The following is a 25030-nucleotide window of genomic DNA, read 5'->3' as shown; positions in this document are numbered from 1 at the left end:
TAACTTAGGTATACACTCAGCGCCAGTTACCTCGATTTTTATTGGAGCCTCCTTTTGCAACTGCAATTGATCTGTGAAAACCTGTCTCAACAATCTCATCTTGATGAACTCGCTGCGCGTTGGCGGCTTTCTCATACTGACGATAGCGATTTTGCTTTGGTGCTAACCACCGAGCGTCTGGAGCTACGTAAAGTGGATGAGCCAAAGCTGGGTGCAATCTTTGTGGATTTGATTGGTGGTGCGGTCGGTCATCGTCGCAAGTTCGGTGGTGGTAAAGGTCAGGCAATTGCGAAAGCGGCGGGGTTGAACAAAGGGGCAACGCCAACCGTGTTAGACGGCACGGCAGGTCTTGGTCGTGATGCGTTTGTGCTCGCCTCGCTAGGTTGTAAAGTGCAGATGGTCGAGCGTCATCCAGTCGTAGCGGCTTTGTTAGATGATGGCTTGGATCGAGCGAAACAAGACTCAGAAATTGGCACCTGGGTATCTGAGCGCATGTCGTTAATCCATGCTTCTAGCCATGATGCGCTGGAACAATTGGCGCAAGATAAAGACTTTGTCCAGCCAGATGTGGTGTATCTTGACCCGATGTATCCGCACCCAGAAAATAAAAAGAAGTCGGCGCTCGTGAAAAAAGAAATGCGCGTTTTCCAATCGTTGGTTGGCGCCGATTTGGACGCCGATGGTCTGCTAGAACCAGCCATGGCGTTAGCCACAAAGCGTGTAGTAGTTAAACGCCCAGACTATGCTAACTGGCTGAACGAGAAAAAACCGACCATGGCGATTGAAACGAAAAAAAATCGCTTCGATGTCTATGTTAAAGCATCGATGGCATAACTTCCTGACGGCTCAACTTTTCTTGTCACAGTATGGTGTATCGTGCTGTGACTCAGCCTCTCTTTCCTCGTCTCTATTGATAGTTTTCTCTTGCTAATTCCCTTCCCTGACTGTATATCTAACTAAGAATTATTATTATTTCACTTGTTGTGATGCGGTCGATAACTGGGAAGCTGGAGTAGTAGAATGGCTAAACGTTTATGTAAAATGAGTCGCAAACAGATCGCGGCAGAACTTGGTGATATCCATCGTTTAGTTGTCGCACCAAAATTCGTTTGTCGTTCTTGCGCACGCTCTTCATCGGCCAAAGATACCCTTTGTAAGCCAGCCGCAATTCCTCCACAAAAATGCCAAGACAAGCCATTGAGTGAGCAACAAGCATGTGGCTTATTGGTTGAAGCTCTGCCATCACAAGCGATTCCAGTGACCACTAAACAAAGCAACGAAAAAGCCGCGATTGTGAAGCGTGTTGTTGAGCGCGTGAAAGAGAAAAAACAAGCCGAAAAATCTCCGGAGCCAGTAAGACCCGACGCACCAGTATGGTTTGATTTAGCGGATAAAAAATCGCTCAAGAAAGCGAAAAAAACACTGAAAAAGCACTATAAGCAGCAAAAGAAGTTGCTAAAAGTGGCGAAAAAACAACAAAAGTTACTTAAGCGTCAGCGCAAGCTTGAAGCGCGCAATGCGAAACTAGAAGTGTTGCTGCCAACGCCACCTAATGCTTTGATGAACGCAATCTCACAAGCCAAAGTGCATTAATCAAACAAAAAACGCTCTCCAGTCGGAGAGCGTTTTTTATTGTCGAAATGTTTATAGGATTAGCTGCGTTACTTATTGGCGTAACTCATCTCTACACGCTTTTTCACCCAGGTTTCGTTAATCCATAGGGATAGCATGATGATCGCACCGCCAATGGCGAGTCGCATGACATCAACATCGCGGTTCCAAATCACAATGTTTACAATCAAGCCCGCCGGAACCAATGCATTGTTCATTACTGCCAGTGCCCCTGCGTTCACCATAGTCGCGCCTTTGTTCCAAGCAAAGTAACCAAAACCAGAAGCAATCAACCCAAGGTATGTCAGAATGCCCCATTGCGTTGTAGTGGTTGGTAGTTTGTCGAGGTTACCCATGAGCGCGAAAGCCACGGTTGCTACACAAAGTGCACCTAAGTAGAAGTAGCCAAACACGGTGTGTTGTGGCAAATCGACGGGTTCACTCTCCATGATATATTTGTAGCCCACCTGACCGATGGCAAAGCAGAGGTTTGCTCCTTGTACGACCAAAAAGCCCAGTAGGAAATCTTCATTAATGCCTGCAAATTTAATCCAGGCGGCACCAAATACGGCTATTGCTGCGGTAACTAAGTACCAAGGTGAAAAGCGACCTTTCAAGAAGTCATAGATTAGCGTGACGTAAATGGGTGTGAATACGGTGAACAGCAATACTTCTGGCACGGAAAGGAGCAAAAAAGATTGGTAGTAGAAGCAATACATCAAACCGAGCTGGAAGCCACCGACAGTCATCAGTTTCGCGATTAGGGATTTGCTAACGCCACGGAATTTCAAAAAGGGAATGAAAACCAAACTCGCCAGTGCCACGCGCATGAACACCGAGAACCAAGAATCAACCTGACCGGCGAGGTAAACGCCGATCAGGCTAAATGAGAATGCCCAAAGTAGGGTAACTGCGGATAGATAAGCCATGGATGAGAATCTTTATCAACAACAAATGTGCCCGCAGTCTAACCAAGTTTTATCGTTGCGCCAATCAGTCTTTTAGCGGTACGACCAGCATATCGACTGGTGAGCAGTTAATAAGCTGTCGAGTCGAAGATAGAATCTTGCTCCAGAAATCTTGGTGATGACCACAAACCACCAAATCGATACTGTAGTCTTGAATGGTATCGCACAGCTCATTACTCAAATCGCCACTACCGACTAAAGTATGGGCAATTGGGTATTGCGCATATTCTGCGAAGTTTGCCAATTGTGTGCGCGATGCTTCCATTGCTTGATGTTGCGCTTCTGCCATATTGATATCGATAAGCCCGGTGTAGAGTTCTGCGTAGTTCACGTCGATGTGAATAAAAGAGACTTTCGCATCCAGAGGTTTAGCCAGTGATACGGCTTTCTTAATCAACACTTTACTGTCGTCTGAAAGGTCGACTGCCACAAGTATGTGTTTGTAACTCATATTGCTATCTCCTTGTAAGGTCATAGTTTTAGATTAGCACCAACCCCAAAAAAAATTTGCTGAAGTGATCTCATATCGGTGCCGTAGGTACAAAGTCTTGTCTCAGTAATCATGTTATAGTGGCGTTATACCCAAGTGACTTTGATATGCTGAAATAAGCGTAGTGTTACTGACTAGAGTTGAAGTGAAACTTCGCCGTGTCTGCCAGACCAAGCTATTCTCGCAGCGTCACTTATTTCGAGGTTACTTGGGTATATTGCATGCACAATAATAGGAGTTAACATGCTGTCTCAAACTATGGTCGAACAATTGAATGAGCAAATTAACCTAGAATTTTTCTCATCCAATCTATACTTACAAATGAGTGCTTGGTGTGAAGACAAAGGTTTTGAAGGTGCGGCTGAATTTTTACGCGCTCACGCCGTAGAAGAAATGGAGCACATGCAACGCCTATTCACTTACGTGAGTGAAACTGGCTCAATGCCAATCTTAGGCGCTATTGATGCGCCAAAGCATGACTTTGCGAGCCTAGGTGACGTTTTCCGCGAGACATTTGAACATGAGCAAATGATCACGGAAAAAATCAACAAACTGGCGCACGTTGCATTTACTAGCCAAGACTACTCAACGTTTAACTTCCTACAGTGGTACGTGTCAGAACAGCACGAAGAAGAGAAGTTGTTTAAAGGGATTTTAGATAAGATCGAACTGGTAGGTGAAGACGGTAAAGCGTTGTTCTTCATCGACAAAGATCTAGCACAAATGGCGAAAGAAGGTTCATCTTCAATCATGGATGCTCCAGCTGCGTAAACGCGTTTTGGGACGTTGTAAGTAGCGGGTAAAGACGAAGTGTTGATCGTCTTTTTCTCTTGAGCATTGTTGAAGATGTAGGGAGGAAAAGATGATCAGTGGAGACACAATCTTATTTGCGCTAATGGTGGTAACTGGAGTTAATATGGTCCGGTATCTCACCGCTCTTCGTTCTCTAATTTATATCATGCGTGAAGCGCATCCGCTGCTATATCAGCAAGTTGATGGTAATGGTTTTTTTACCACTCATGGAAACGTCACCAAGCAGGTGAGGTTGTATCACTACATTAAAAGTAAAGAATATCATCATCACCACGATGAAATTTTTACTGGTAAGTGTGAAAGAGTGCGTGAATTGTTTGTTCTATCGACCGCGTTGCTCGGCGTGACGCTACTTGCGGCCTTCATTCTCTAAGAGTCAATAATCCAGAAGTTGTTCTGTCTGAGATTTTGCGGACATACAGAGCGCTTAGAGTTTAAGCGCTTTTCCCTTTCGGTATTTGTCGGTAGAATGTCGCGCCTAGAAAGCAAGGATGTGCAATGTGCACATCCTTTTTTATTTTGATTCGATACCAATCAGTCTAAGAGCTACCGATGAGTAAGAAATTTGATGTTGTTGTAATTGGCGCAGGCGCAGCAGGTTTAATGTGTGCTGCAGAAGCAGGCAAGCGAGGCCGCCGTGTTTTGGTGCTCGATCATGCTAAAAAGCCAGGACGTAAAATCCTTATCTCGGGCGGTGGTCGTTGTAACTTCACTAACTACGACGTTTCAGCTAATCACTATTTGTGTCAAAACCCGCACTTTGTTAAGTCGGCGCTCTCCCAATACACTAACTGGGATTTCATCTCGATGGTGTGTAAACATGGCATTGAGTTCGAAGAGCGTGATCACGGCCAGTTGTTTTGTGTCGATGCATTTACGGCCAAAGATATCGTGAAGATGTTGTTAGCTGAGTGTGACATGCCGAACATCGAGCAGCGTTACCAATGCGATGTTCATTCGATTGAAAAAATTGATGAAGGCTTTCGTTTGCATGCTGGTACTGAGGTTGTCGAATGTGAGTCTTTAGTTATCGCAACAGGTGGCTTGTCGATGCCAAAACTGGGAGCGACACCATTTGGTTATAAAGTCGCGGAACAATTTGGTCTTCGAGTTATCCCAACTACGGCAGGGCTTGTACCATTTACTCTGCATAAAGAAGACAAAGAAGACTTTGCTGAGTTATCTGGTATCGCGGTACCTGCGGAAATTACGGCTGAAGATGGCACCATGTTCAAAGAAGCCCTGTTGTTCACACATCGTGGGTTATCTGGTCCAGCAGTGTTACAGATTTCTTCATTCTGGCGGGCCGGACAAAAGGTGTTGATCAATCTTGTGCCAAACGATGATGTTGCTGAGTTATTAGAACGCAGTCGTGAGAAGCATCCAAATCAGTCACTCAAGAATACGCTTGCCAAAGTGCTGCCTAAGCGTCTGGTTGAAGTCTTAATTGAACGTAAAGAGCTAGTCGATAAACCGCTAAAACAGTTCAATCAAAAGGAGCTTGCGGCGATTGTGGAGCGTCTAGAGCATTGGGATATCGCCCCGAATGGCACTGAAGGCTACCGAACCGGGACATTCCTAACACACTAAGTTGTCAAAAAGTTAGTCAATACTACACTTTAGCTGTTGGTTTATATGCTTATTCCAACACTTTTATTTTGTTGGTTTTGATTGAATTAATGACAATAAGGTGTGATTGTGAAATATCATGTTAAAAATGGCAAACCTGGCTTTAACTACACTTGTGATCAAGGGGTAGGTCGATTTGCTTCCCTTTCAAAGTATCATCTTAACCTTCAAGACAGGGACGTGCTGTCTGATTTATTTATTCTCTACTGTGAAGGCAAAAGGTCTAAGACTTTAGAGTCTTGGCTTAAGCGTATGAACAGTACATTATATGCAGCACTTGAATATTTATGCATAGATCATTTACCTACCGATACAAAGGGATGGCGTGAATTAGTCAAGACTGCATATTCAATTACCCTTGTATCTAATGCTAATAAAGCACTATCAACGCGTGTAGATGAGTGGAATAAGAACCTTAGACCTTTTTTAATTTTCATTAAGGAGCGTGATGTTATACCTCCAAATATCATCATTCCAAAAATGAAAAAAACTGGTGAAGTAACTAAAAACAGTAGCTTGAATGATACTTTGATAGGTGAAAAACAAGCGGTTGAAGTTGAGCACACTATTAACAATGTCCTAGTACCAGTCTCATTGTCTAGAAATGATGCTGAATATCTTGATGAGTTCGAATTTGATTTAAAGAGAACACGGGATGTATTGCATGATAGTTTGATGAAATATTGGAAGGCTATCAAAACACATTATGACTTTGCTCAATCTTTGATGGAAGACTTTCCTAAGAAACACCCTATATTGTTGGAACGCTATAAAAATGGTGATCGGTATGATTACTTTTATGACAAGAATGATCTAGGTAAAAATGGTAAACCAAAACCTCCGCGTAGAAGAAATATAGCCAATCCAACGTCATTATTTGGCTCAATGCTGTTTATGTATGTAGTTGGTTCTGAATGTAATGGCATTCTCAATATACATGATCTTCCCAAAGTGAAGTTACCCAACAAGATATCTGATTCCGCAATCACAAGTGATGATGTTGTGTGTTTACCTGAGTTAGGTTTTGAATCTACCGATAATATAAGCCTATCTCACCGATTTGATTGGTGCTTCGGTTACCTGCGCAACGCAGACATTGGTTGCTTGATAGCGTTATTGATGATGCTTAATCCCAAGTTTACCTACATATCACTGCTGCAAGCTAAGGTAAAACATACAGATGGACAACCTTTACTGGAACTTGATGATTTAGGAGTATCTTTTTCTATTGAAAAATCACGTGCATCAGATATGAAAAAAGAACATCTTGATGACGTTAGCATAGATATATTTGAGTTTTTGCATGAAATTCGTGAGAAGCATCAACATCTGATAAAAAACAAGAAACAACATAACTTTCTGTTTTTGGCTTACTCCCAAAAGATAAAAGGGCTAGTAAATCCTAACTCTTGCAAGGTTAGTAAAATCATAACAGGAGTTGAAGATGCACGCTCAACTAAACGAGGGCATAGACGAATTCACCTATCAAGCCATTTTACTTCCTTACTTGATGTAGGGTTAGGCCCCGGTGCGCTAACTCACTCTAAAATTCGTGCAACTGAAGGTGTCTTAGAATGGTTTAGAACTGGTTCGATAACGTCAGCGTCTCGAGTTTTGGGAAACACTAAGAAAGTCGCACTTGAGCACTACATCCCAGCGCCTTTAATAGCCCAATACAATACAAGATTAGTTCGGCGATTTCAGAACTTGTTTATTCTCGCAGCTACATTTGAGGAGAAATACTGCCTTGAAGCTGTAGATTTTAATTCTTGGCAAGAAATCCATCGCTTCCTTATGACGATCCTTGAAGATGAAGATAATAAAAGCCCTCTTGTTGAGCATCTGCGTAAACTGTCTGTGGAAAGCATAGATGATGAGGTGAAAGGAAGTTTAGATGTTCCACTTTCTGAAAATACATTGACAGCACTTTACTTATATCGACTCGCAGCACTAAATAGTTCTGTAAGTTCAAAAGACTTGCTGAAGGTAGATGATGCTACGCAGTTATCACCACTTGCTTTTATTACACTTGCAAATCACCTCATAAATTCGCTTCCTGCGAATAAAGAGTCAAGTATAGCTGAAATGCATAAAAGAGCTACTAAGCAAGCTAGATTGTTACTTAGCAGAACAAACTGGGGTGATCTTTTTATATCAAAAGGGGAAGTGTTATGAAGCCTTTTAATTCTCTTATAGATTTAAATCGGGCACATTCAAGCGATGAAATTATAGATTTTCTTTCGGCGTTTGATGCTATAGATAGCTTTATTGAGACTGATTACAAGGCTAGGTGGTTGCTTTCGGATGTTCATGCTAAAAAGTGGATAATTCGAACACCAAAAACAGGAAAAAAGAATAAAGTAAAAAACCAACAGAGCTGTGAAAAATACAGCTATACCGTCAGCGTTAACTGGGCTAGGCAGTTACCAGATAGAACCTTTCTTACAGATGAAGTTAACCAATCGTTCTTGCACCAGTTACAAAAATGGTTCTTTTTAATAGTTGATGACCCTATAAATCAAGATACTATGGCATCAAAGTCTATCCAGGATGTGGGATCAAAAATATTAACATTTGTAAACTGGCTCTATCTTCACAAGGAAAGGTTTGAGCCCAATAAATACGGTCTTTCTAAGTTATCACAGTCAGATATAAAGCAGTTTTGTAAGGAAGTTATAAGCGGAGGCTCATTTGGTGCACTTCGTTTTGGTCATCGCTTTATGGCTGAAATCGGAATTAACTTGGATAGTCATACTGATCCTTTAAGTCTGGACTCTAGCACAGTAGAAAAAGCTATCTTGTTTTTTAAAACTAATGGGTTATATAAGGAAAATATCCAAGGAATAAAAGTAATCGATAGAAAGGAAGCATACAAAAATAATGCTCTTTCTAAGCAAGATGCTTATGGGCACTCTGGAACTTGGTTCTTTCGGCAGTTTGAGCCAGAGTTGCTTGAGCAGAATAATCAGGTGTTATTACCAGTCAATCAATACACTGATTTTCCATCCCATAGAACACCATTAATTAGAGATATAAAAAAAAAAGGTATATACAGATGCAGGCGCAGAACCGATTGTTAAGCTTTTTAAGAAAGGTTTTCAATACTGGGAAATGTTTAGAGAATTTTTGCCCAACCCAGACACAATAAGACTTGGGGAAATTTCTTCTTATATTTCTCGAAAAGCATCTCCCACCAGTCACACACCTTGGATACCTTTAGAAACGAGCTTGCTTACTTTAAATAAATCTATTGATATGATTTTAAATCATGCAGAGAGCATAGTTAGTTTTTATGAAAAGCTACTAGCTGAGCTTGAAATTAGAGGACATTTGGATAGAGGTAATAATTGTAAATATAAGAAAGTCGATGTATTGAAATCTATTTTACCTGATGAAATTAAAAAAAATTTTAATGTGGTAAGTTTTTCTCGTTTAGATGAAGAATTTAAGGGATTCTCGAAGAATAAAGCACTTGGTGAGAAGTCTGGATTATCTTTTGTTTGTTTGTTGGAAATATTGAAGGCATCTTGCTTTGTTTTAATCGCAGGACTAAAACCAATGAGGATGGAAGAGATAGTTCGTCTGCCATATAACTGCTTATTCTATAAGGGAGGGGATGGATACTGGATGGTTCATGACCTCATGAAGTCAGGCACTAATGAAGAACTACCTGAGACAGCCAAACCTATTCCCAAAATTACAGCAAGAGCAATTCAAACATTACAAAAAATCAATCAAATTACTCAAAAATTTGCTAATGAACCAAGTCAGCATGAAGCTAATTATCTGCTTTATCAGCTAAATACAGGTTCAAATAATAGACAGGGAAGCATTCTTGATTCTGACGCTATTATCGGAACATTAGAGCGATTTTGCGACTTCCATCAAACAACAGTCGATGAGTATGGTCGACGTTGGTATATCAACATCCATGAGATGCGTAAAACATTCCTTCTAACTTTCTTTTGGTCTTTTAAGCATTCATCAATCGATGCGTGTCGGTGGATCGCTGGTCATGCCGATCCTGCACATGTCCTTGCTTACATCGAGTCAAACAATCCAGGCTCAGAAATGACAGAGATAGAAGCTGATTACGCTCGTCAACAAATAGCGTATTTTCATGAAAAAAGTTCTTTGCTTGAAATGCAAAATACTGAGGAGTTATACCAACTTGCTTGTAAGCATTTTAGGGTTAAAGACTATACTTCAATTCCAGAAGATGAACTTGCAGCTTATATAAAGGTCCGTTTGAAAAAAGGTGACTTTTCTATTGTTTTTTATAGCGTTAGTGAGCGCAATGGGTTGATTGAAAAAGCAAAAGTTGCTTTTAGAGTTGTCAAAAAAGATGGGGAGAGCAATGATGGTAAATAAAAAAGCTCAGTCTGTCATTAACTTGTACAGTGAAATGAAAAAGGCTCTCTATGACAACGCTGATAATTATTCCTGGCTGATTTCTAAATGTGATAGGCAAGAAAACCTTGCAAAACTTAAGCGCAGGACAAAAGGAATTGAAGGAATGGCTCTGAACTCCTTCAAGAAATATTGTAAAGGCCATATTCAAGGTGAGGGAAACCTCGATGGCTATGATGTAGTTGACAACCTTAGAAAGGAGATCAATCGGAGACATAAAAATATGCCTCTAGAATCAAGTAATGAAGGATCAAACCTGACGCCACTAGAGGAAGCTAAGCAACAGATAGACAACCTACGCCGTAATCAAGCGGTTTTGGTTAGAGCTTATAACGATCTTAATCGACTGACTCTTGATTTGATAGCTAATTCGAACGGTAATCAACTCGAATACAGCAAACATAAAAAGCTATATGCAGATTATTTTGGCTTGAAGATAAAGGTTGATAATGAAGAGTAAAAAGCAACTATACACTTTTATCCCTGATGTTGAGTTTCCTTCTGTACTTCGCTTTGATGGGAACACCGGTGAAGTTTTAACGAATAAAGATATATCTAAAGGTGTTTACTTGTTTCATTGGCCAGATGGTACAACTTGCTTTCCTATTGAAATGTATCTTGCGTATTTAGTTTCGGAAAGAGAAGTAACCATCACCAAAGAAGATGGAGGAACAGTTGGTACATATGCATCTTCACTATCTCATCTCGCTCGTTACTGTTACCAGCACAATGTTGAGTTTTGGGAATTAACAACCTCGCATATCGATGAATTGATTAGCGAATTGGTCGCTGAGAAAAAGTTTGATGGGTTAACCCGTGCTCGAAATAATGACACAATCACACGCATTATCCTTCCTAAGTGTGTCGCCTTTCTAAAGTGGTTTCAAACAGAACATTGCCCTGCTCAATATCTGATTGGCGTCGATGCGCCTAAAAAAAGATACCAAATTAAGCTTAAAGTCGTTCAAAAAAGAGGTAGAAATGGGCGGAACTTTGGGCCGTCAGAAGTGTTCCCTACGAGTTTGCCTACATCTGCAAATAAGCCCAAAGCACCAATTGCAGCTTCGGTTATTAAGAGGTTATGGGATACATTGAATGACACTCGAGAGGAAATGCAACTCAATAGTCGTTTGTCCCAGCTGTTTGATAAGGAGGATCAAAAGGAACACCTCAACTATATGTATCACAGAAGGCGCATTCAACTTGAGTTGCTTGAAGCTACAGGGCTAAGGCCAAAAGAACTGGTTCGTATTCCCTATAGTTCAAATGTAGAACACATTGAAAGTGCAAGGCTCGAAATTCCTACATACAAACGTGAAGAGGCACGATTTCGTATAATTCCCATAGAACGTAGTGTTGCGATGAGACTTGATTTATTTATGTCTGTCCATCGTGAAAATCTCATAAATAGACTGTTGAAGTACGATCTGATATCTAATGAATCTGAGGTAGATGATATCATCTATTTGGCCCCAGATACTGGTAAGTCGGTAAAACAATCAGCAGCTTATATGGACTTTAAAAGGTTAAGTCAGCGTGCAAATATTGAGGTAAAAAACTGTCAAAGCATGTTTAGGCATCGCTTTGCTACCAATATGGTTAAGCTACACCTAATTTCTTTTATGGACAAGAATCCCTTAAAAAACCTACATAATTTTAATGACAAAGATTATGAAACAATTCTTAAAAAAGTAGCCACTTTCACGGATCACAAAGATCCTAAAAGCTTGAATGAATACATTGATTTGGCATGGGAAGAGCTTGATGTTTTTGAATATGCTTATGAAGTGAAAAATTTACATAGTCGTTTCAATGCCATTACCAAGCTAGTGAGTGACATGAGAAAGCAGATTAAACAACTAAAGTTGAATGAGGGTGTTTTAGAATCAACATTGTGTACGCTGGAGGCGATTGAACGAGAAGCTAACCTTTTGGTTGATAAAAATTAGTAAGAGCGTTATCAACCAAAACATCTTCGTATCTAGACAAGATAAATAAATTTGATTAAGAGAGTAACTCTCTAACAAACACGGTAGAATCCTTCTTTTAAATCTATCTTGAATTTACTGTGAGTGTGCAAAAAAGTCTATGGTACAGCATGATGTTATTGTGATTGGTGCAGGCGCTGCTGGTTTAATGTGTGCCTCTAGCGCAGGACAACGTGGGCGCTCTGTCCTTGTTCTTGACCATGGTAAACGTCCAGGTCGAAAAATTCTTATTGCCGGCGGTGGGCGTTGTAACTTTACTAATTATGATGTGACTGCCAAAAACTATCTAAGCCAAAACCCTCACTTTGTTAAATCAGCATTGGCTCAATATACTAATTGGGACTTCATTTCGATGATCTACAAGCATGGGATTGAGTTTGAAGAACGCGACCACGGTCAGTTATTCTGTGTTAATGAGCATGATTCGAAAGATATCGTAAAAATGTTAATTGATGAGTGTGATGAAACCGGTAATGTTAGTTACAAGTATCAGTGCGAAGTTACTAAAATTGAGCGTATAGTAGATAATTATTTTGTAGTTGAGACCACCAACGGAATCTTTAAGTGTAAGTCTTTAGTTGTTGCAACAGGTGGACTTTCAATGCCACGTTTAGGCGCGACTCCTTTTGGGTGGAAAGTCGCAGAGCAGTTTGGTTTGGGAGTAATAGCCCCACAACCGGCCTTGGTTCCATTTACTCTTGATGGCCGAGAAAAGGGTTTAACAGAGTTAACTGGAACAGCCCTACCAGTGCGTATTAGTTGTAATAACCACGAATTTTTAGAAGCTCTATTGTTCACTCACCGAGGTATTTCCGGTCCGTCAGTTTTACAAATATCTTCATATTGGAATCAAGGTGATATAGTTAAAGTTGACTGGTTGCCTAGCTTGAATATCCTTGACTTGCTTGAGCAAGCAGTAATAAATAATCCTGCTCAAGAGATTAAAACAACGCTGTCCAAAGTGTTACCTAGACGCTTAGTCGAGTACTTTATCGAGCTGAGTGTGTTTGAAAACAAACCACTTCGTCAGTTGAGCAGACGGGATATGGAGAGTATAAGTGCTGCTCTTCACTCTTGGGAAATAAAACCAAATGGTACCGAAGGTTATAGGACAGCTGAAGCAACCACTGGAGGGGTCGATACGGATTATTTATCTTCTAAAACAATGGAAGCTAAGAATGTTTCTGGGCTTTATTTTGTTGGAGAATGTGTTGATGTAACAGGCCATCTTGGAGGTTTTAACTTCCAATGGGCTTGGTCTTCTGGTTGGGTCGCAGGGCAAAACGTATAGAGCCTATTTCTCTTCAAAGTCTAGAAGGTTAGTATGTATCAGGTTGATAAGGTTTTGCTTATCAGCCTTACTCATTTTTGCAATCAAACAAACCAGCTGTGCTGGTATCCTCACAAAAAATAGTTTAACGGCACATTAAGTTCATCTGCATTTTTCTTAATGTGCTTATATCAGGGGTGTGCCTTCCCTTCTCATATTGATTCATTCGCGCACTCGCCGAACTTTCATAAATATCAACACGTATCCTCAGCTCTTTCTGAGAGTAGGAGAGTGGCATATAGGTCAGACTCTTACGTTAAGTATGGCCAGCAGACGTATATGCTGAGAGGAACTGCTTTTATCGAAAAAATTTTTAAATTACAGGTGGCTTAAGTGGTTTTTGGTCACAGATAAAAGTTGCAACAATATATAGCTAGTTTATGTCCACCTTCGAGCTAACTGATGTGGCAAGCTCACATTTGTCCAAGAGTGTGCGGCGCATTAATGGCAAACCTTGTCTTGATTCCTTCTCCAAGCTAAAAAACTTATCGCGCAGGTTGCGTGATGCAACTTGCGTGATGAGTTTGCTTTTATTTGTGGAAAAGAACAAGTAATAACTAAGTAAAGATATCGTTCCTATCAATCAGGTTTATAGTGTCTTTTTCTCTATGAGGTGTGTCCTCTAGACTAAAGCGCCTCCAACGCTTTAGGTGCTAACAGATTCCTGCACAAAATTGATACAAATTGGTTGAAGGGATATTGCTTCCTGCATTTTCTACATGCGATACCAAAATTTATGCATATTTTTGGTATCTATACTAAATTCAACGTTACTTTTGGTATTTGAGCTCAAATACGTGACCAGAAAAGTGTGAAATACCAAAACTAGAGTTAAATTTTGGTGTTGGTTTTAAATAGTAATACTTTGGGCAGCTCCTCCATTAAGATGTATGTACGCTAGACGTGCTGCCCCCTGGCGCTGATAATTAACACCATAAAAATTGATTCAAATATGTATTTTGGCGTTATACCACAAGGAGCACCCCAATGCGTGACCCTAAACGAATAGAAACTACGCTTTCACTTTTGAAGGAGCTTTGGAGCAACAATGCTGACCTTCGGTTCAATCAGTTGATGTATAACCTTCAACGAGAGTTTTCACTCGAGAACGGTGGTAAAGGTCAAATCACGGAAATCTCGCAAGAGGGTATTCAGCATGTTGGTTATGATCTCTTTTACATAGAAGATGACATTTTCATTCAATTTCTAGAGAGAAAGCTAACGCAACAACAGCGCTAGCTTTTGGCTGGATAACAAAACACCTTTGAAGGCTGTGAAAGAATTACTAGTGGTTACTATTCAGCGTGAACGGCCTTAGTAAATGCCACGCACATCTGTTGTATAGCATCACGGTGGACTTTCTTGGTATTGCGAGTACGATCCTCAATCACAATAACTCCACTCATCAAGAGAGTAACTGCTTCACGACGCTGTTGGCTGGAGAAGCGAATTCTTTTAGTTTGTTGTGTCATGTCGTATATCTTAGATGGCGAGCCGCATATTTGATCCGATGACGATGATAAGTAAATATAGCCTTGACATTGTTACGTGTCTACACTCACCTAAACAGGTTCAATAGGATGCGTCTTCGTTAGTTTAAAGTCCGTGATGTACCATTTTTTGTCAAAGCTCATCTACATCACTTAAGTTTAGGTTCGACAATTCGATTTTTTGCTAGTTCAGCTTGAAAGTTTTTTAGTTCCAGATACGACAAAGCCACAGGCAATACCTATGGCTTTGTAAACAGCTACAGAAGGTTTGTTATCCAAATAGAAGAGGGAACAAGTTCTGTGCTCAGCGTCGAGTGTTTTATCTCCAATAGAGGGAAAGCACCTAGATTAACTGTATGTCCTCGGTGGTCTGCTTTGCAACTAGGCCAAAGTTCAATTCGATACAATTATTTCTGTGCAAAATATGCACATTGATTATCAAGTAACGATCGAGTATTCCTCGTTAGTTGAACTGTTGCAGTTTTTGCAATATTTGCCTGAGCAACGAGAAAGCTCAGTGATTGCAGATTCTGCAACAACTCATATCTGCCCCATTGTGTGCCAGCGTCAATTGAGCCTGTTCCCTGATGCTCTGTCATATGGCTTAGTTTCGCTAGTACGTTTAACGTGGCTACATAAGCGGCTACTTCGTTGAGTCACGATGTTTATTCAGTGACTTTGGTAATTGTTGTTCAGTTGCCTTTAGGACAGCTATAATTTTCAGCTATTACTTAGTCGTTATTTGGTACTGGCTAACTCCAAGTAATGATTAGTCTTATCAGCGACAGGAGTTCACAATGAAAGTTTATGGACAAAAAACGATAGAGGTCGTTGTTGATCGACATTGTGATATTTGTGGTGTTAGCGTGATGGTCGATTCAAATGGTGTTCAGTTAGAAGAGGTTGGTGAACTGACTGCCAACTGGGGGGGGGCGGGTCAAAAATGGACGGCATTACTCACCACCTTGATATGTGTGAAAGTTGTTTTCAAGTTGCGCTATCTGCTCTAAAGGAGCATCGTCGAAGCATTGTAATGTTCGATGATGAGCAAGACCTTCCAGATGAAAACTTTGGTGTAGATTGCTCTCGTAGCACTAACTAGTGTGCAAAATATGTACTTTGCTTATCAATCAACTACCGAATTCTCGGCAGTTGGACTGTTGCAATAACTTCCATCTGGCCAAATTGTTCAACAGCCTGCTGCACAAATCCGTCTGAATCAAAAATGCTCCAAAATCGTTTAGAGTCAGTACCCTATGCTACAGAAACTCCATGTGTTTGCCCTACTAAAAGTAATCCCATCAATACCCCATAAATTCTAAATTATGCCATTTGTTTGACATGAGCATCAGTTGCGTATGTTCGATTGTGCTAGCCTCCAAAAAGTCAGCATTACACCACTTTAAAGGGGAAGTGGGCATTCGTACCTCACAAAATTTTATCCAACTATTTTTAGACAGTTAAAACAGCGTGGGTATCAGGCAGAATCGAAGCGGAACGAATATGGTAACTAAGAAGTTTGACCTAAATATAGATCGAATGCTTGAAAACTGGGATGTATTCCATGCAGTTCGGGAAATCATTGCAAATGCTCTCGACGAGCAGATATTGACTGACACAGAGGACATTATTATTTCACGTGATGACCGAGGTCATTGGTGCATAAGGGACTTTGGCCGTGGCCTTAGACACGAGCACTTCACGATGAACGAGAATCAAGAAAAGCTCGAACATCCCGGACTCATCGGAAAATTCGGTGTGGGCTTGAAGGATGCTCTAGCCACATTCGATCGCTTGGGCATCGAGACCCGTATCCGCTCTAAGTTCTGCGATGTCTCCTTCGACCGTTCTGAAAAACATGATTTCTCTGATGTCATCACGCTACATGCCTGTATCTCCGAACCGTCCGACCCTGCATTCGTCGGAACAGAATTCATCTTGAAAGGCTGTTCTACAGATGATATCGAGAAGGCGAAGCGTCTATTCCTGCGTTTTTCCGGTGAAGAATGCCTAGAGAAAAACCAATATGGAGAAGTCTTGCGGAAAGTGGGCAGGGTCTCTTTCATTTACATTAACGGTATCCGCGTCGCCGAAGAAGAAAATTTTCTGTTCTCCTACAACATCACTTCGCTGACGGCTGCTATCAAGAAGGCTCTCAATCGCGAACGAACGAATGTCGGGAGAACCGCCTACTCCGACCGAGTTAAGTCCATTCTGCTCGCTTCCTCTTCGGAAGCAGTTGCTAAAATTCTCGTCAATGACCTCGGTAATTTTGGGAGTGGCTTACTCCACGACGAAATGAAATGGACGGATGTCTCCGTTCATGCATCGAAGATCACCAATGCGTCGGGAAACGTCCTGTTCCTGACGGATGAGGAGATTATGAATGCTCCGCGTTTCGTCGAGGAAGCTCGGGCAAATGGGCGGCAAATAATCACAATCCCGAGTAACGTCAAGGAAAAGCTGTCGGGACAGGTTGATACTGAAGGAAACGTAATACAGGATTTAGGCAATTTCATTTCTGGGTGGAACGATTGTTTCGAGTTCAAATTTGTCCCACTAGAAAAGCTTTCACAGGCCGAAAGAGTGGTGTTTGGCAAGACCGGAAAGCTCGCAGATCTAGTCGGTGGACTTCCTTCGAGGGTTCAGTCGGTGAAGATCTCTGAAACGATGCGCCCCGAGACGGGGGGCTTCTCGGAAGCTAGGGGGCTTTGGACAGGTAAGGAAATTATCATCAAGCGCGACGAACTCGCTTCTGTCGAGAGCTATGCGTCGACCCTGCTTCACGAAATAGCTCATGCTCGAAGCGGAGAGGTCGATGTCACAATCGGTTTCGAACAAGAGCTGACCTCACTCCTCGGGATGGTTGCATCGAAAGCACTACTTACTATAGCTGACGAGCACACAAGAGCCCGATTACCTGAAACCCATACTTCATCGCCGCCCCCACAAACATCGAATCGAGACTCAACTCCAAAGAAAAAAGCAGGCTTTTGGGCAAGGTTTTTCGGCAATCCTTAGGGTAACGTGATAGTGCCCATCATCCATATTCATGCGCAGATTCTGATGAACTGTTCGCTGTACGGATGATTAGTTCATTGATTTAGGAAACTACGTTCTCCGTTTCCTCCAAATTCAGCGTATCCGAACAACATGGCTTAGGACACCTATTCTATTTAAGCTGTTTCTGCCCCCGCCCCGCTTTGACTCAGGTCTATCTGTTTTGAAACCTCCATGTCCAGAGGTGTTCTGACGAGACTTGTAACACAGAAATGCCCCATTTCGTGTTGGTTAGTTTATTAGCTGAGAAAGGTGAAAGCTGGATAACTCACTCTTTATACAAAACTTTTGTGTTAAGTGTGCGGAATATTGAGTATTCATCGATACTTAAACTGTGTCATGTGAGCTATTGTTTATCATTATATATAAAGGGTATAGTTGCGCATCTTTTTACGAGCTCTAATTAGAAACTATGGCAATCACAGCGAGAGAAGCATCAAAATTATTCAATAGCAATAAACTGGCAGCTTTAGCTGACGGTGATTATTCCTATACGGAAAAAGTGGCTAAAGAATTTTTGAATCAAGAAGTTAGCAAAAACGCTGTGTATGATATCTATGAGAATACCTATAAACGGTTAAGCCAAGAGTATCGTTCAGAATACTACTTTAAGAACACCCTAGCTCGTAGACGGTTACTGGGCCGTCATTCCTTAAAAACTGCAACAATGCTATCTGAATTCCGAGTTGGTAAGAGCAAAGCTGATTGTGTCATTCTTAATGGTAAATCTACATGTTATGAAATTAAATCAGAATACGACACGCTAAACCGCTTAGAAGAGCAATTGAATGATTACCTCAAGCTGTTTGACGAAGTCTATGTTGTGTGTTCTGCAAAAAACCTCGAAAGTGTTCTAAACACCGCAGATGAGAGGGTTGGTGTTCTGGAACTCACTCAACAGAACTATTTTAGTGAAAAGCGAGCTGCAACACCTAGAGTTAATCCAATAGACATTGATTTATTAATAAAATCTCTACGAAAGGAAGAGTATTTAGAGCTAGTTAAACGAAATACAGGAGAAATACCCTCCGTTCCAAATAGTAAACTAGTTAGCTTTTGCAAGTCAGCTCTCAAAACAGTAGATTCAGAGCTAATTGCAACAAGTTTCATTGAAGTTCTAAAGGAAAAACGTTTTAATGATAGCGACTTTTTAAATGCATTACCCAGCTCCTTGAGCAATGCAGCGATTAGCTATCAGTTTTCCAGTCACCAAATTGAGGCGCTAAAGAGCATATTCGGGACTTGTAAGGAGAGTAGATGTATTTCCCATACCTTAGAGGAAAGCAGTTTGAACTGACAGCTGTTAGAGAGCTATCTGAATTCCTTTCAACAGATTATTTTAGACCAATAATCGAGCCAGTAAGGCGCAATTTATCCCCCCTTGTAAGAACTGTTAAACACCTCAACGAGAAAGACTTCTCCCCACTTATTGTCATAAACCCTCAGGTCGGTGAATTTTATCATGATCATGAGTCTTTACTGAACGAGTTGGAAAGTAACGAACTTAACTACTTACCTTGCATAGTATTACGAGGGGGAGAATCAATTTCGGCACGTGAAAGTATAAGTCGGTTACAACAGCCTTTCGCAATACGCATTACGGAAGGGGTTGATCAAGAGGGTATAGCGCTCGCTCAAGGTGCGGATTTGGTCGTGGTTGACCATGACCTTCCACCGCTCGCCATAAATAAGCTCAACAATGTAGTCCTTCTTGGTGATTTTTTTCGCAAACAGAAAAGAAATGCGGACTACTTTAAAGAATCCTCATTTTCACACCTGCATGCAACATATTCATCTCAGAAAAACGTTATTGGCTTTGGTGATTATACAATAATAGGAAGTGAGTATAGTGAATCTGGTGGTCCTGCCTATGTGGTAACTATCCACGCATCGTATGTTAATGAAGAAATGTTTGATGAAATGTTTATCCGCCATTATTCGTCTACAGATGATGGAACACCAACTGACCCTGCTGGGAAGTTTGCAGAGGCATTAGCTAAATTCATAACTGAAGCAGATGAAGAGCCAAGCATTTTTTATCAATCAAGTGCACTAGATGAGTTCCGAAAGCTACATAGTAGCGGACACTTTCCTGGGCTAGGTCAGGTTAAAAAACTTTCGATGGAACATCACATTGAAACAGTATGCAACTATCTACAGGGTGAATAAATGGCCCAGTGTTGCTTAAATTGTTTTACAGATAGAGCCATCATCGAGCTAATACAAAGGGAGGGTAATATTACACGTTGCTCTTTTTGCGATTCAGATGAGGTTCTGTGTGTTGCTCCTGATAAGTTGACAGGTCTTTTTGAACTAGTGCTTGGTTGCATAGTTGAAGATGCTCTTGGAGACGAAATTCAAAACGTCTATGTTGATGAATTGAAAATAGTATCAGAAACTGTTCGGCGCCCTTATGAGCTATTTTCGCAAATAATGGGAGATGCATTTAACGAAAAAAAGTTTTCTCTTAATGAAGGAATTGTCGAGTATCAAGATGCGTGGATTGCTTTTAAAAATCACTTAATTAGAGAAAATCGTTTTTTTCCGAATAACTCTCTGTACGGAAAAATTTTCATCAACGAGATCAACAATGAAGAAGCAATAACAAAAGAAGCTGCTGTTTTTCTTCGAACGGTTGACGCTTTGAGTCGTCCCCGAGACAACGGTTCTATCTTTTATAGAGCAAGAGTTTCTGAGAGTGCTCTGGGAGCTCATGAAATGGGAAGTCCCCCACCCGAAATAGCTTCTGCAGGTAGGGCTAATCCTGTCGGCATTCCATACCTGTATGTTGCGGAAGACTTCGATACTTGTTGTCAAGAAGTAAGGCCAAACAATGGCGCAAAGATCTACGTATCGAAAGTTATAGCTGCAAAGGATTTGAAGCTAGTAGATTTGACTGCCCCAAAACAGAAAGTCGCCCTTTTGAAATTTGAAGAAGAAGAAATTGAACTGACACTGAAGTGTTTAAACCTTTTACAACAGTTTTCTGAAGAACTATCAAAACCGGTACTCCCAGAAAAATCACAATTGGATTACCTTCCAACACAGTTTATTTGTGAGTACCTTAGGACGATCAGCTCATACCAAGGAACCCAGTCGTATGATGGTATTGTCTTCAATAGCTCTTATGGTTCAGGACAAAACGTTGTACTATTTTCGGATAATACAGTAATAATCGAAGAGCCCACTGCACATACGGTTACTTCGGTTTCCGTAGAGGTGGAACAGGTTTAATTTGAATGAGATAGGATAGATAAAATTGTTATTAGTGAAGATACTCTCAGGTAATCTGTTAAATGCTATTTTTGGGGGCACAACTTACTTCTATCCATATGGCCGGTTCAGCCCAACCGTTCTGGGTTCCATCTTCTAATTTATCCATTTCTTTGTATCGAAACAACCTTACCGGTTGGTGATAATCTCTCTAATTCATTTCGTCCGCAAAATGTGTTCACAGTTGGCACTTCGTAGCACAGAAGTGCCCCAAAATCATTTAGAGCTAATGCTTATCACACCTTCAGAAGGTCGTACTTGCCCCAATTTTTATAATGAACCAGTATGTGCTTAGTTGACTAATTACTGGATTGCTCGAAGTCTATGGATATGGTGTCTATTTACTTTTATCCGATAAGCCTTTGGCGATCTAGCAGCCCAGATGCTTAGGATGCCCAAAGTGCATATTTCAAAAGTTAGAATTGAAAACTTCCGCAATTTCCGTGAATTGGAAATCAAAACAGATAGAAACATGGTGATTGTGGGAGAAAATAAAGTTGGTAAGAGTAATTTTCTCTTCTCACTCCGACTTGTTTTAGACCCCTCCTTATCTGACCTAGACCGATTCCTAAGTCTAGATGACTTTTGGGATGGATTAGGAGGAGACAAGTTAGGAAGTACAATCAAGATATCCTTAGAAATTAGCGGTATTGACCAATCACCAACGACCTTAGCTGCTTTGGCTGATGGCTTAATTGACATAACAACCCACACAGCGAAAATTACCTATGTTTATCAACCTAAAAACGGGGTGACGATAAGCTCTCTTAATGATTACGAGTACAATATATACCTTGGGAATACTGAAGGTATTCCTATAAATCGTTCCCTACGTCGCTACATACAAATGGAACTATTTCATGCACTGCGGGATTGTGAAAGGGAGTTGAATAACAGTAAGAGAACGCCTTTAAGAACATTTTTGGAACACGTTGGTGATAATCTTACTGAAGAACAAGAGGCTTCAATCCTAGCTGGATTTGAACAAACGCAGATAGCACTTTCTGGTGTTCCAGATTTAGGGCAAATAGAACAGAGTATCAACTCTATGCTCCAAACAATGGTTGGAACCAGACACGTATCTCCTGTTCAGTTGAAACTAGCTCCTCAAGACATCAACAAACTAATCAAGTCTCTTCAATTACTAGTTGATGAAGGAACTAGGGCAATCAATCAATCTAGTACTGGTAGCTCCAACATACTATTTTTGACGTTAAAGTTACTCGAGCTTCAGCACTCAATGAGGATTGGTGAACAAGAGTTTACTTTCTTAGCAATTGAAGAACCTGAAGCCCATCTTCACCCTCATGTTCAAAGATTATTGTTTGAGTATTTCTACAACTCAGAGGCAAACGTAAGTACCCTCCTTACAACACACTCACCACATATAGCGAGCTCAGCTCCAATTAATTCTCTGATCGTACTCAAAGAGTCATTGGATGGAGGCATGCCCTCGACAAAAGGATATTCTCTGGTTAACTCTGCACTATCCCCTGAAGACATAGAAGACATGAGTAGATACTTAACTGTCACACGGGGAGAGGTTTTATTCGCTCGTGGTGTAATTTTGGTAGAAGGAGATGCAGAGGAGTTTTTATTCCCAGAGCTAGCAAGAAAGTTAGGGTATGAGTTGGACAAGAAAGGAATATCTATCTGCTCAGTGGCAGGAACAAACTTTGAACCGTATGTAAAATTCCTATTGAGTATCGGTACACCCTTCGTAGTTATAACCGATCGCGATCCACTAGAACTAGAAGTACCATTAGGTGTCACTAGAATTGATAAGTTACTGAGTATTATTTTACAAAATCACACACTTAACAGTTCTGAAGCAACAATCTTGGCTCAGGGGCGAGTTAACGGAATCTTTACCAACACTCAAACGTTGGAAACTGAATTGGTAAGCTCACTAGACATGAAAAATATCGTTTGCGATATCTTACAGGAAGAGCATGGTTCCCGGCCGCGAGTAGGCCCAATAATCTCTTCGTGGAGACAAAACACTTCACCTGTAGATACGAACGCTATGCTTCGGTACATCAGTGAAATAGGTAAAGGAAGGTTCGCTAAGCGTTTGAGTAACCGACTACCTGAAGGGCAATGTCCAGAATACATAACTGCTGCTTTCGAGTACATTTATGAACTTACATAATATCCCCAGTAAATACAAAGAAGAAGCAGAAGAACTGAATACATTAGGTCAAAGAGATGTGTTCGATTCGACTGGGAATTGCGCAGTCATGGCTGGCCCTGGTAGTGGAAAGACGAAAACACTTGTCTTAAAAGTTGCCAAAATCATAGATGAAGATATCTCAGATTACGAGAGAGTTTCTTGTATTACGTATAGTCGACAATGTTGCAAAGAGCTTCACAACCGTCTTAAAAAAATCGGATTATCTTCTAGTGAGAACTTGTATATTGGCACGGTACACAGTTTTTGTCTGAGTCAAATTGTTGCTCCATTGGCGCACTTGACTGACTCAACATTACCTACTTCTTATAGTGTAGCAACCGAAGATCAGAGAAATGAAGCATTTAACTTAGCTAAAGAACTGGTTGGAGAAACAGTTCGATATTACAGCCAAAGTTTCATGGCAAGCTATCGTATGACGCACCTAGAAAGAGGGCCAACATTTAGCACGACTGATTCCAATTGCGCAAATTTGATAGAGGTCTATGAGGGGCTTTTAAAAGAAAGATGCCTAGTGGATTTTGATGACTTAATACTCATTAGTAGGCGCCTTATTCTGGAATGCAGTTGGATTCGAGATATTTTAAAAGCCAAATTCCCTGTTATCGTTATTGATGAGTATCAGGATCTAGGCAAGCCTTTGCATGACATGGTTATCGCTCTGGCCGAGCATGGTATACGAATTATCGCTGTTGGGGATATAGACCAGTCTATATATGGATTTACAGGAGCTCACCCAGAACTCCTTGAGCATCTAAGTGAACGTGATGATTTCGAAATAGTAGAGATGAAACTTAACTATAGATCGGCTCAAAACATCGTTAGCTTATCGGATGGGTTTGTCAGCCAAGCAAAGGGAATAATAGCCCATCACCAAGATAGAGTTGCAAGCATTACTTGTCATCTATGCCCAGAGGGTCTTGAGCAACAAATTGAACAAGCTTTAAGGCAAGCCCTGAGCATCACTTCAATAACATCGGATAGGGCACTTAGTGACATAGCGATTTTGTACCCCGATGCAAAAACAGGAGATCTTGTTGCAGCTCAAGCCTCACGGCTAGGTATTGTTTATAACCGTACAGACAACAATGCTCCTTACAGAAAGAACCCACTTACAAATTTTATTGAAGACTGTGCCTCATGGGTTAGTTACGACTGGCGAGCAACATCAAACAAAATCTTGTTATCAGAGTTAATTTCGACATTGATTAGCTTCGTGAAAAGCGATATTGATGACATAGACTCTTTAGTTCAAGGCTTTGTATCCTACCTATGGACAGTAAGAGGCAATGTGGAAGAAAGCTCTGCTTATAGCTTTGTTACCGAGCTAGTTAGTATTTGCTTTACTTTTTCAGCCCCTCCCTCCCACATGTCAGATGATTTTAAAGAAGTAGGAAAGATGACTCAGGCACTATCAAGTGAAGGTGCATTGCAGAATGTAAGCCTTACAGTGTTGGGTAATAACAGAGAGAAGTCTAACAAGTTAAATTTAATCACTTATCATTCATGCAAAGGTTGTGAATACGATATTGTTATTGCTATAGGCCTAGATAATGGTGTTTTTCCTAAATTGAAGTGGGACCAAGTTAATTACCAGTGGTGCTACCCAGATGACAAAGAGATGCAAGAAAGAAGGCGACTTTTTTTCGTTGCATTAACGCGAGCAAAACATGACGTTCATTTTTACAAATCTGAATTCTTTTTGACTAGTAGAGGTGACAGAAGGTATTACGGACAAAGCATATTTCTAGATGAACTTGCTAGTCGAATGAGCTAG

General features: G+C 40.9%; 21 protein-coding genes and 1 pseudogene. 20 read left to right on the top strand and 2 right to left on the bottom strand.

Annotated elements, in window-relative coordinates:
* The first annotated feature begins 54 nt into the window (after positions 1 to 54).
* Entirely contained in the window at positions 55 to 834 is a 780-nt protein-coding gene (locus tag UQW94_RS22205) for a class I SAM-dependent methyltransferase (RefSeq protein ID WP_213904116.1), read from the top strand.
* 186 nt (positions 835 to 1020) lie between these two features.
* Entirely contained in the window at positions 1021 to 1593 is a 573-nt protein-coding gene (locus UQW94_RS22200; RefSeq protein WP_318070437.1) for a hypothetical protein, read from the top strand.
* Between the two features lie 68 nt (positions 1594 to 1661).
* Here UQW94_RS22200 and UQW94_RS22195 read toward each other — a convergent pair whose 3' ends face one another.
* Positions 1662 to 2540, bottom strand: a complete 879-nt coding sequence (locus tag UQW94_RS22195) for a carboxylate/amino acid/amine transporter (protein WP_025768287.1) — start codon at positions 2538 to 2540, stop codon at positions 1662 to 1664.
* 64 nt (positions 2541 to 2604) lie between these two features.
* Complete coding sequence (gene uspA, locus UQW94_RS22190) at positions 2605 to 3030, bottom strand: universal stress protein UspA (protein ID WP_005379165.1); 426 nt, start codon at positions 3028 to 3030, stop codon at positions 2605 to 2607.
* 282 nt (positions 3031 to 3312) lie between these two features.
* On the opposite strand from uspA, the gene ftnA reads away from it, so the two are divergent.
* From ftnA to UQW94_RS22095, 18 genes and pseudogenes are all read left to right on the top strand, one after another.
* Positions 3313 to 3840, top strand: a complete 528-nt coding sequence (gene ftnA, locus UQW94_RS22185) for a non-heme ferritin (RefSeq protein WP_005379167.1) — start codon at positions 3313 to 3315, stop codon at positions 3838 to 3840.
* A 91-nt stretch (positions 3841 to 3931) separates the two neighbouring features.
* The gene (uspB, locus tag UQW94_RS22180) at positions 3932 to 4255 is read left to right on the top strand and encodes a universal stress protein UspB (RefSeq protein WP_005379169.1); all 324 of its coding nucleotides are present in this window, start codon (positions 3932 to 3934) and stop codon (positions 4253 to 4255) included.
* 179 nt (positions 4256 to 4434) lie between these two features.
* Positions 4435 to 5451: pseudogene (locus UQW94_RS22175) on the top strand (NAD(P)/FAD-dependent oxidoreductase); the annotation flags it as partial.
* A gap of 129 nt (positions 5452 to 5580) precedes the next feature.
* Positions 5581 to 7686, top strand: coding sequence for a hypothetical protein (locus tag UQW94_RS22170; protein ID WP_322142565.1), 2106 nt, complete (start codon positions 5581 to 5583; stop codon positions 7684 to 7686).
* Positions 7683 to 8591 carry a hypothetical protein gene (locus UQW94_RS22165; protein WP_322142564.1) on the top strand — a complete coding sequence of 303 codons (909 nt, stop codon included), beginning with the start codon at positions 7683 to 7685 and terminating at the stop codon, positions 8589 to 8591. Before UQW94_RS22170 ends, UQW94_RS22165 begins: the two co-directional genes overlap by 4 nt.
* Positions 8592 to 8622: 31 nt before the next feature.
* Positions 8623 to 9882, top strand: coding sequence for a hypothetical protein (locus tag UQW94_RS22160; RefSeq protein ID WP_322142563.1), 1260 nt, complete (start codon positions 8623 to 8625; stop codon positions 9880 to 9882).
* Complete coding sequence (locus UQW94_RS22155) at positions 9869 to 10381, top strand: hypothetical protein (RefSeq protein ID WP_233072677.1); 513 nt, start codon at positions 9869 to 9871, stop codon at positions 10379 to 10381. The genes UQW94_RS22160 and UQW94_RS22155 overlap by 14 nt, the downstream gene beginning before the upstream one ends.
* Positions 10371 to 11870 (top strand): tyrosine-type recombinase/integrase, encoded by a 1500-nt coding sequence (locus UQW94_RS22150; protein WP_167415571.1) that lies wholly within the window; start codon positions 10371 to 10373, stop codon positions 11868 to 11870. The genes UQW94_RS22155 and UQW94_RS22150 overlap by 11 nt, the downstream gene beginning before the upstream one ends.
* Positions 11871 to 12009: 139 nt before the next feature.
* Positions 12010 to 13200: an NAD(P)/FAD-dependent oxidoreductase gene (locus UQW94_RS22145; protein WP_167415572.1), complete on the top strand. Its 1191-nt coding sequence runs from the start codon at positions 12010 to 12012 to the stop codon at positions 13198 to 13200.
* 1026 nt (positions 13201 to 14226) lie between these two features.
* Complete coding sequence (locus UQW94_RS22135; RefSeq protein WP_167415573.1) at positions 14227 to 14478, top strand: hypothetical protein; 252 nt, start codon at positions 14227 to 14229, stop codon at positions 14476 to 14478.
* A 675-nt stretch (positions 14479 to 15153) separates the two neighbouring features.
* Positions 15154 to 15384, top strand: coding sequence for a hypothetical protein (locus UQW94_RS22130; RefSeq protein ID WP_167415575.1), 231 nt, complete (start codon positions 15154 to 15156; stop codon positions 15382 to 15384).
* Positions 15385 to 15526: 142 nt separating this feature from the next.
* Positions 15527 to 15739 (top strand): hypothetical protein, encoded by a 213-nt coding sequence (locus UQW94_RS22125; RefSeq protein WP_322142562.1) that lies wholly within the window; start codon positions 15527 to 15529, stop codon positions 15737 to 15739.
* A 493-nt stretch (positions 15740 to 16232) separates the two neighbouring features.
* Positions 16233 to 17750 carry an ATP-binding protein gene (locus UQW94_RS22120; RefSeq protein WP_167415577.1) on the top strand — a complete coding sequence of 506 codons (1518 nt, stop codon included), beginning with the start codon at positions 16233 to 16235 and terminating at the stop codon, positions 17748 to 17750.
* Positions 17751 to 18201: 451 nt separating this feature from the next.
* Positions 18202 to 19086, top strand: a complete 885-nt coding sequence (locus UQW94_RS22115) for a sce7726 family protein (RefSeq protein ID WP_167415578.1) — start codon at positions 18202 to 18204, stop codon at positions 19084 to 19086.
* Positions 19047 to 19958: a sce7725 family protein gene (locus UQW94_RS22110; RefSeq protein WP_258495830.1), complete on the top strand. Its 912-nt coding sequence runs from the start codon at positions 19047 to 19049 to the stop codon at positions 19956 to 19958. Before UQW94_RS22115 ends, UQW94_RS22110 begins: the two co-directional genes overlap by 40 nt.
* Positions 19959 to 21023, top strand: a complete 1065-nt coding sequence (locus UQW94_RS22105) for an RES family NAD+ phosphorylase (RefSeq protein ID WP_167415580.1) — start codon at positions 19959 to 19961, stop codon at positions 21021 to 21023.
* 439 nt (positions 21024 to 21462) lie between these two features.
* Positions 21463 to 23214, top strand: coding sequence for an ATP-dependent nuclease (locus UQW94_RS22100; protein WP_322142561.1), 1752 nt, complete (start codon positions 21463 to 21465; stop codon positions 23212 to 23214).
* Positions 23201 to 25030, top strand: a complete 1830-nt coding sequence (locus UQW94_RS22095; protein WP_258495834.1) for a UvrD-helicase domain-containing protein — start codon at positions 23201 to 23203, stop codon at positions 25028 to 25030. The genes UQW94_RS22100 and UQW94_RS22095 overlap by 14 nt, the downstream gene beginning before the upstream one ends.

Origin of the sequence: Vibrio sp. PBL-C16 (assembly GCF_034321865.1) — a bacterium.
GTDB classification, from domain to species: Bacteria; Pseudomonadota; Gammaproteobacteria; order Enterobacterales; family Vibrionaceae; genus Vibrio; species Vibrio alginolyticus.
Note: the sequence above shows the minus strand (reverse complement) of the source record. Positions and strands in the feature narration are given on the sequence as shown.

Coding starts and splice junctions, on each gene's coding strand:
- UQW94_RS22200 (WP_318070437.1), top strand. CDS start 1,021: ATGGCTAAACGTTTATGTAAAATGAGTCGCAAACAGATCGCGGCAGAA.
- UQW94_RS22195 (WP_025768287.1), bottom strand. CDS start 2,540: ATGGCTTATCTATCCGCAGTTACCCTACTTTGGGCATTCTCATTTAGC.
- uspA (WP_005379165.1), bottom strand. CDS start 3,030: ATGAGTTACAAACACATACTTGTGGCAGTCGACCTTTCAGACGACAGT.
- ftnA (WP_005379167.1), top strand. CDS start 3,313: ATGCTGTCTCAAACTATGGTCGAACAATTGAATGAGCAAATTAACCTA.
- uspB (WP_005379169.1), top strand. CDS start 3,932: ATGATCAGTGGAGACACAATCTTATTTGCGCTAATGGTGGTAACTGGA.
- UQW94_RS22165 (WP_322142564.1), top strand. CDS start 7,683: ATGAAGCCTTTTAATTCTCTTATAGATTTAAATCGGGCACATTCAAGC.
- UQW94_RS22160 (WP_322142563.1), top strand. CDS start 8,623: ATGTTTAGAGAATTTTTGCCCAACCCAGACACAATAAGACTTGGGGAA.
- UQW94_RS22155 (WP_233072677.1), top strand. CDS start 9,869: ATGATGGTAAATAAAAAAGCTCAGTCTGTCATTAACTTGTACAGTGAA.
- UQW94_RS22150 (WP_167415571.1), top strand. CDS start 10,371: ATGAAGAGTAAAAAGCAACTATACACTTTTATCCCTGATGTTGAGTTT.
- UQW94_RS22145 (WP_167415572.1), top strand. CDS start 12,010: ATGGTACAGCATGATGTTATTGTGATTGGTGCAGGCGCTGCTGGTTTA.
- UQW94_RS22135 (WP_167415573.1), top strand. CDS start 14,227: ATGCGTGACCCTAAACGAATAGAAACTACGCTTTCACTTTTGAAGGAG.
- UQW94_RS22130 (WP_167415575.1), top strand. CDS start 15,154: ATGCACATTGATTATCAAGTAACGATCGAGTATTCCTCGTTAGTTGAA.
- UQW94_RS22125 (WP_322142562.1), top strand. CDS start 15,527: ATGAAAGTTTATGGACAAAAAACGATAGAGGTCGTTGTTGATCGACAT.
- UQW94_RS22120 (WP_167415577.1), top strand. CDS start 16,233: ATGGTAACTAAGAAGTTTGACCTAAATATAGATCGAATGCTTGAAAAC.
- UQW94_RS22115 (WP_167415578.1), top strand. CDS start 18,202: ATGGCAATCACAGCGAGAGAAGCATCAAAATTATTCAATAGCAATAAA.
- UQW94_RS22110 (WP_258495830.1), top strand. CDS start 19,047: ATGTATTTCCCATACCTTAGAGGAAAGCAGTTTGAACTGACAGCTGTT.
- UQW94_RS22105 (WP_167415580.1), top strand. CDS start 19,959: ATGGCCCAGTGTTGCTTAAATTGTTTTACAGATAGAGCCATCATCGAG.
- UQW94_RS22095 (WP_258495834.1), top strand. CDS start 23,201: ATGAACTTACATAATATCCCCAGTAAATACAAAGAAGAAGCAGAAGAA.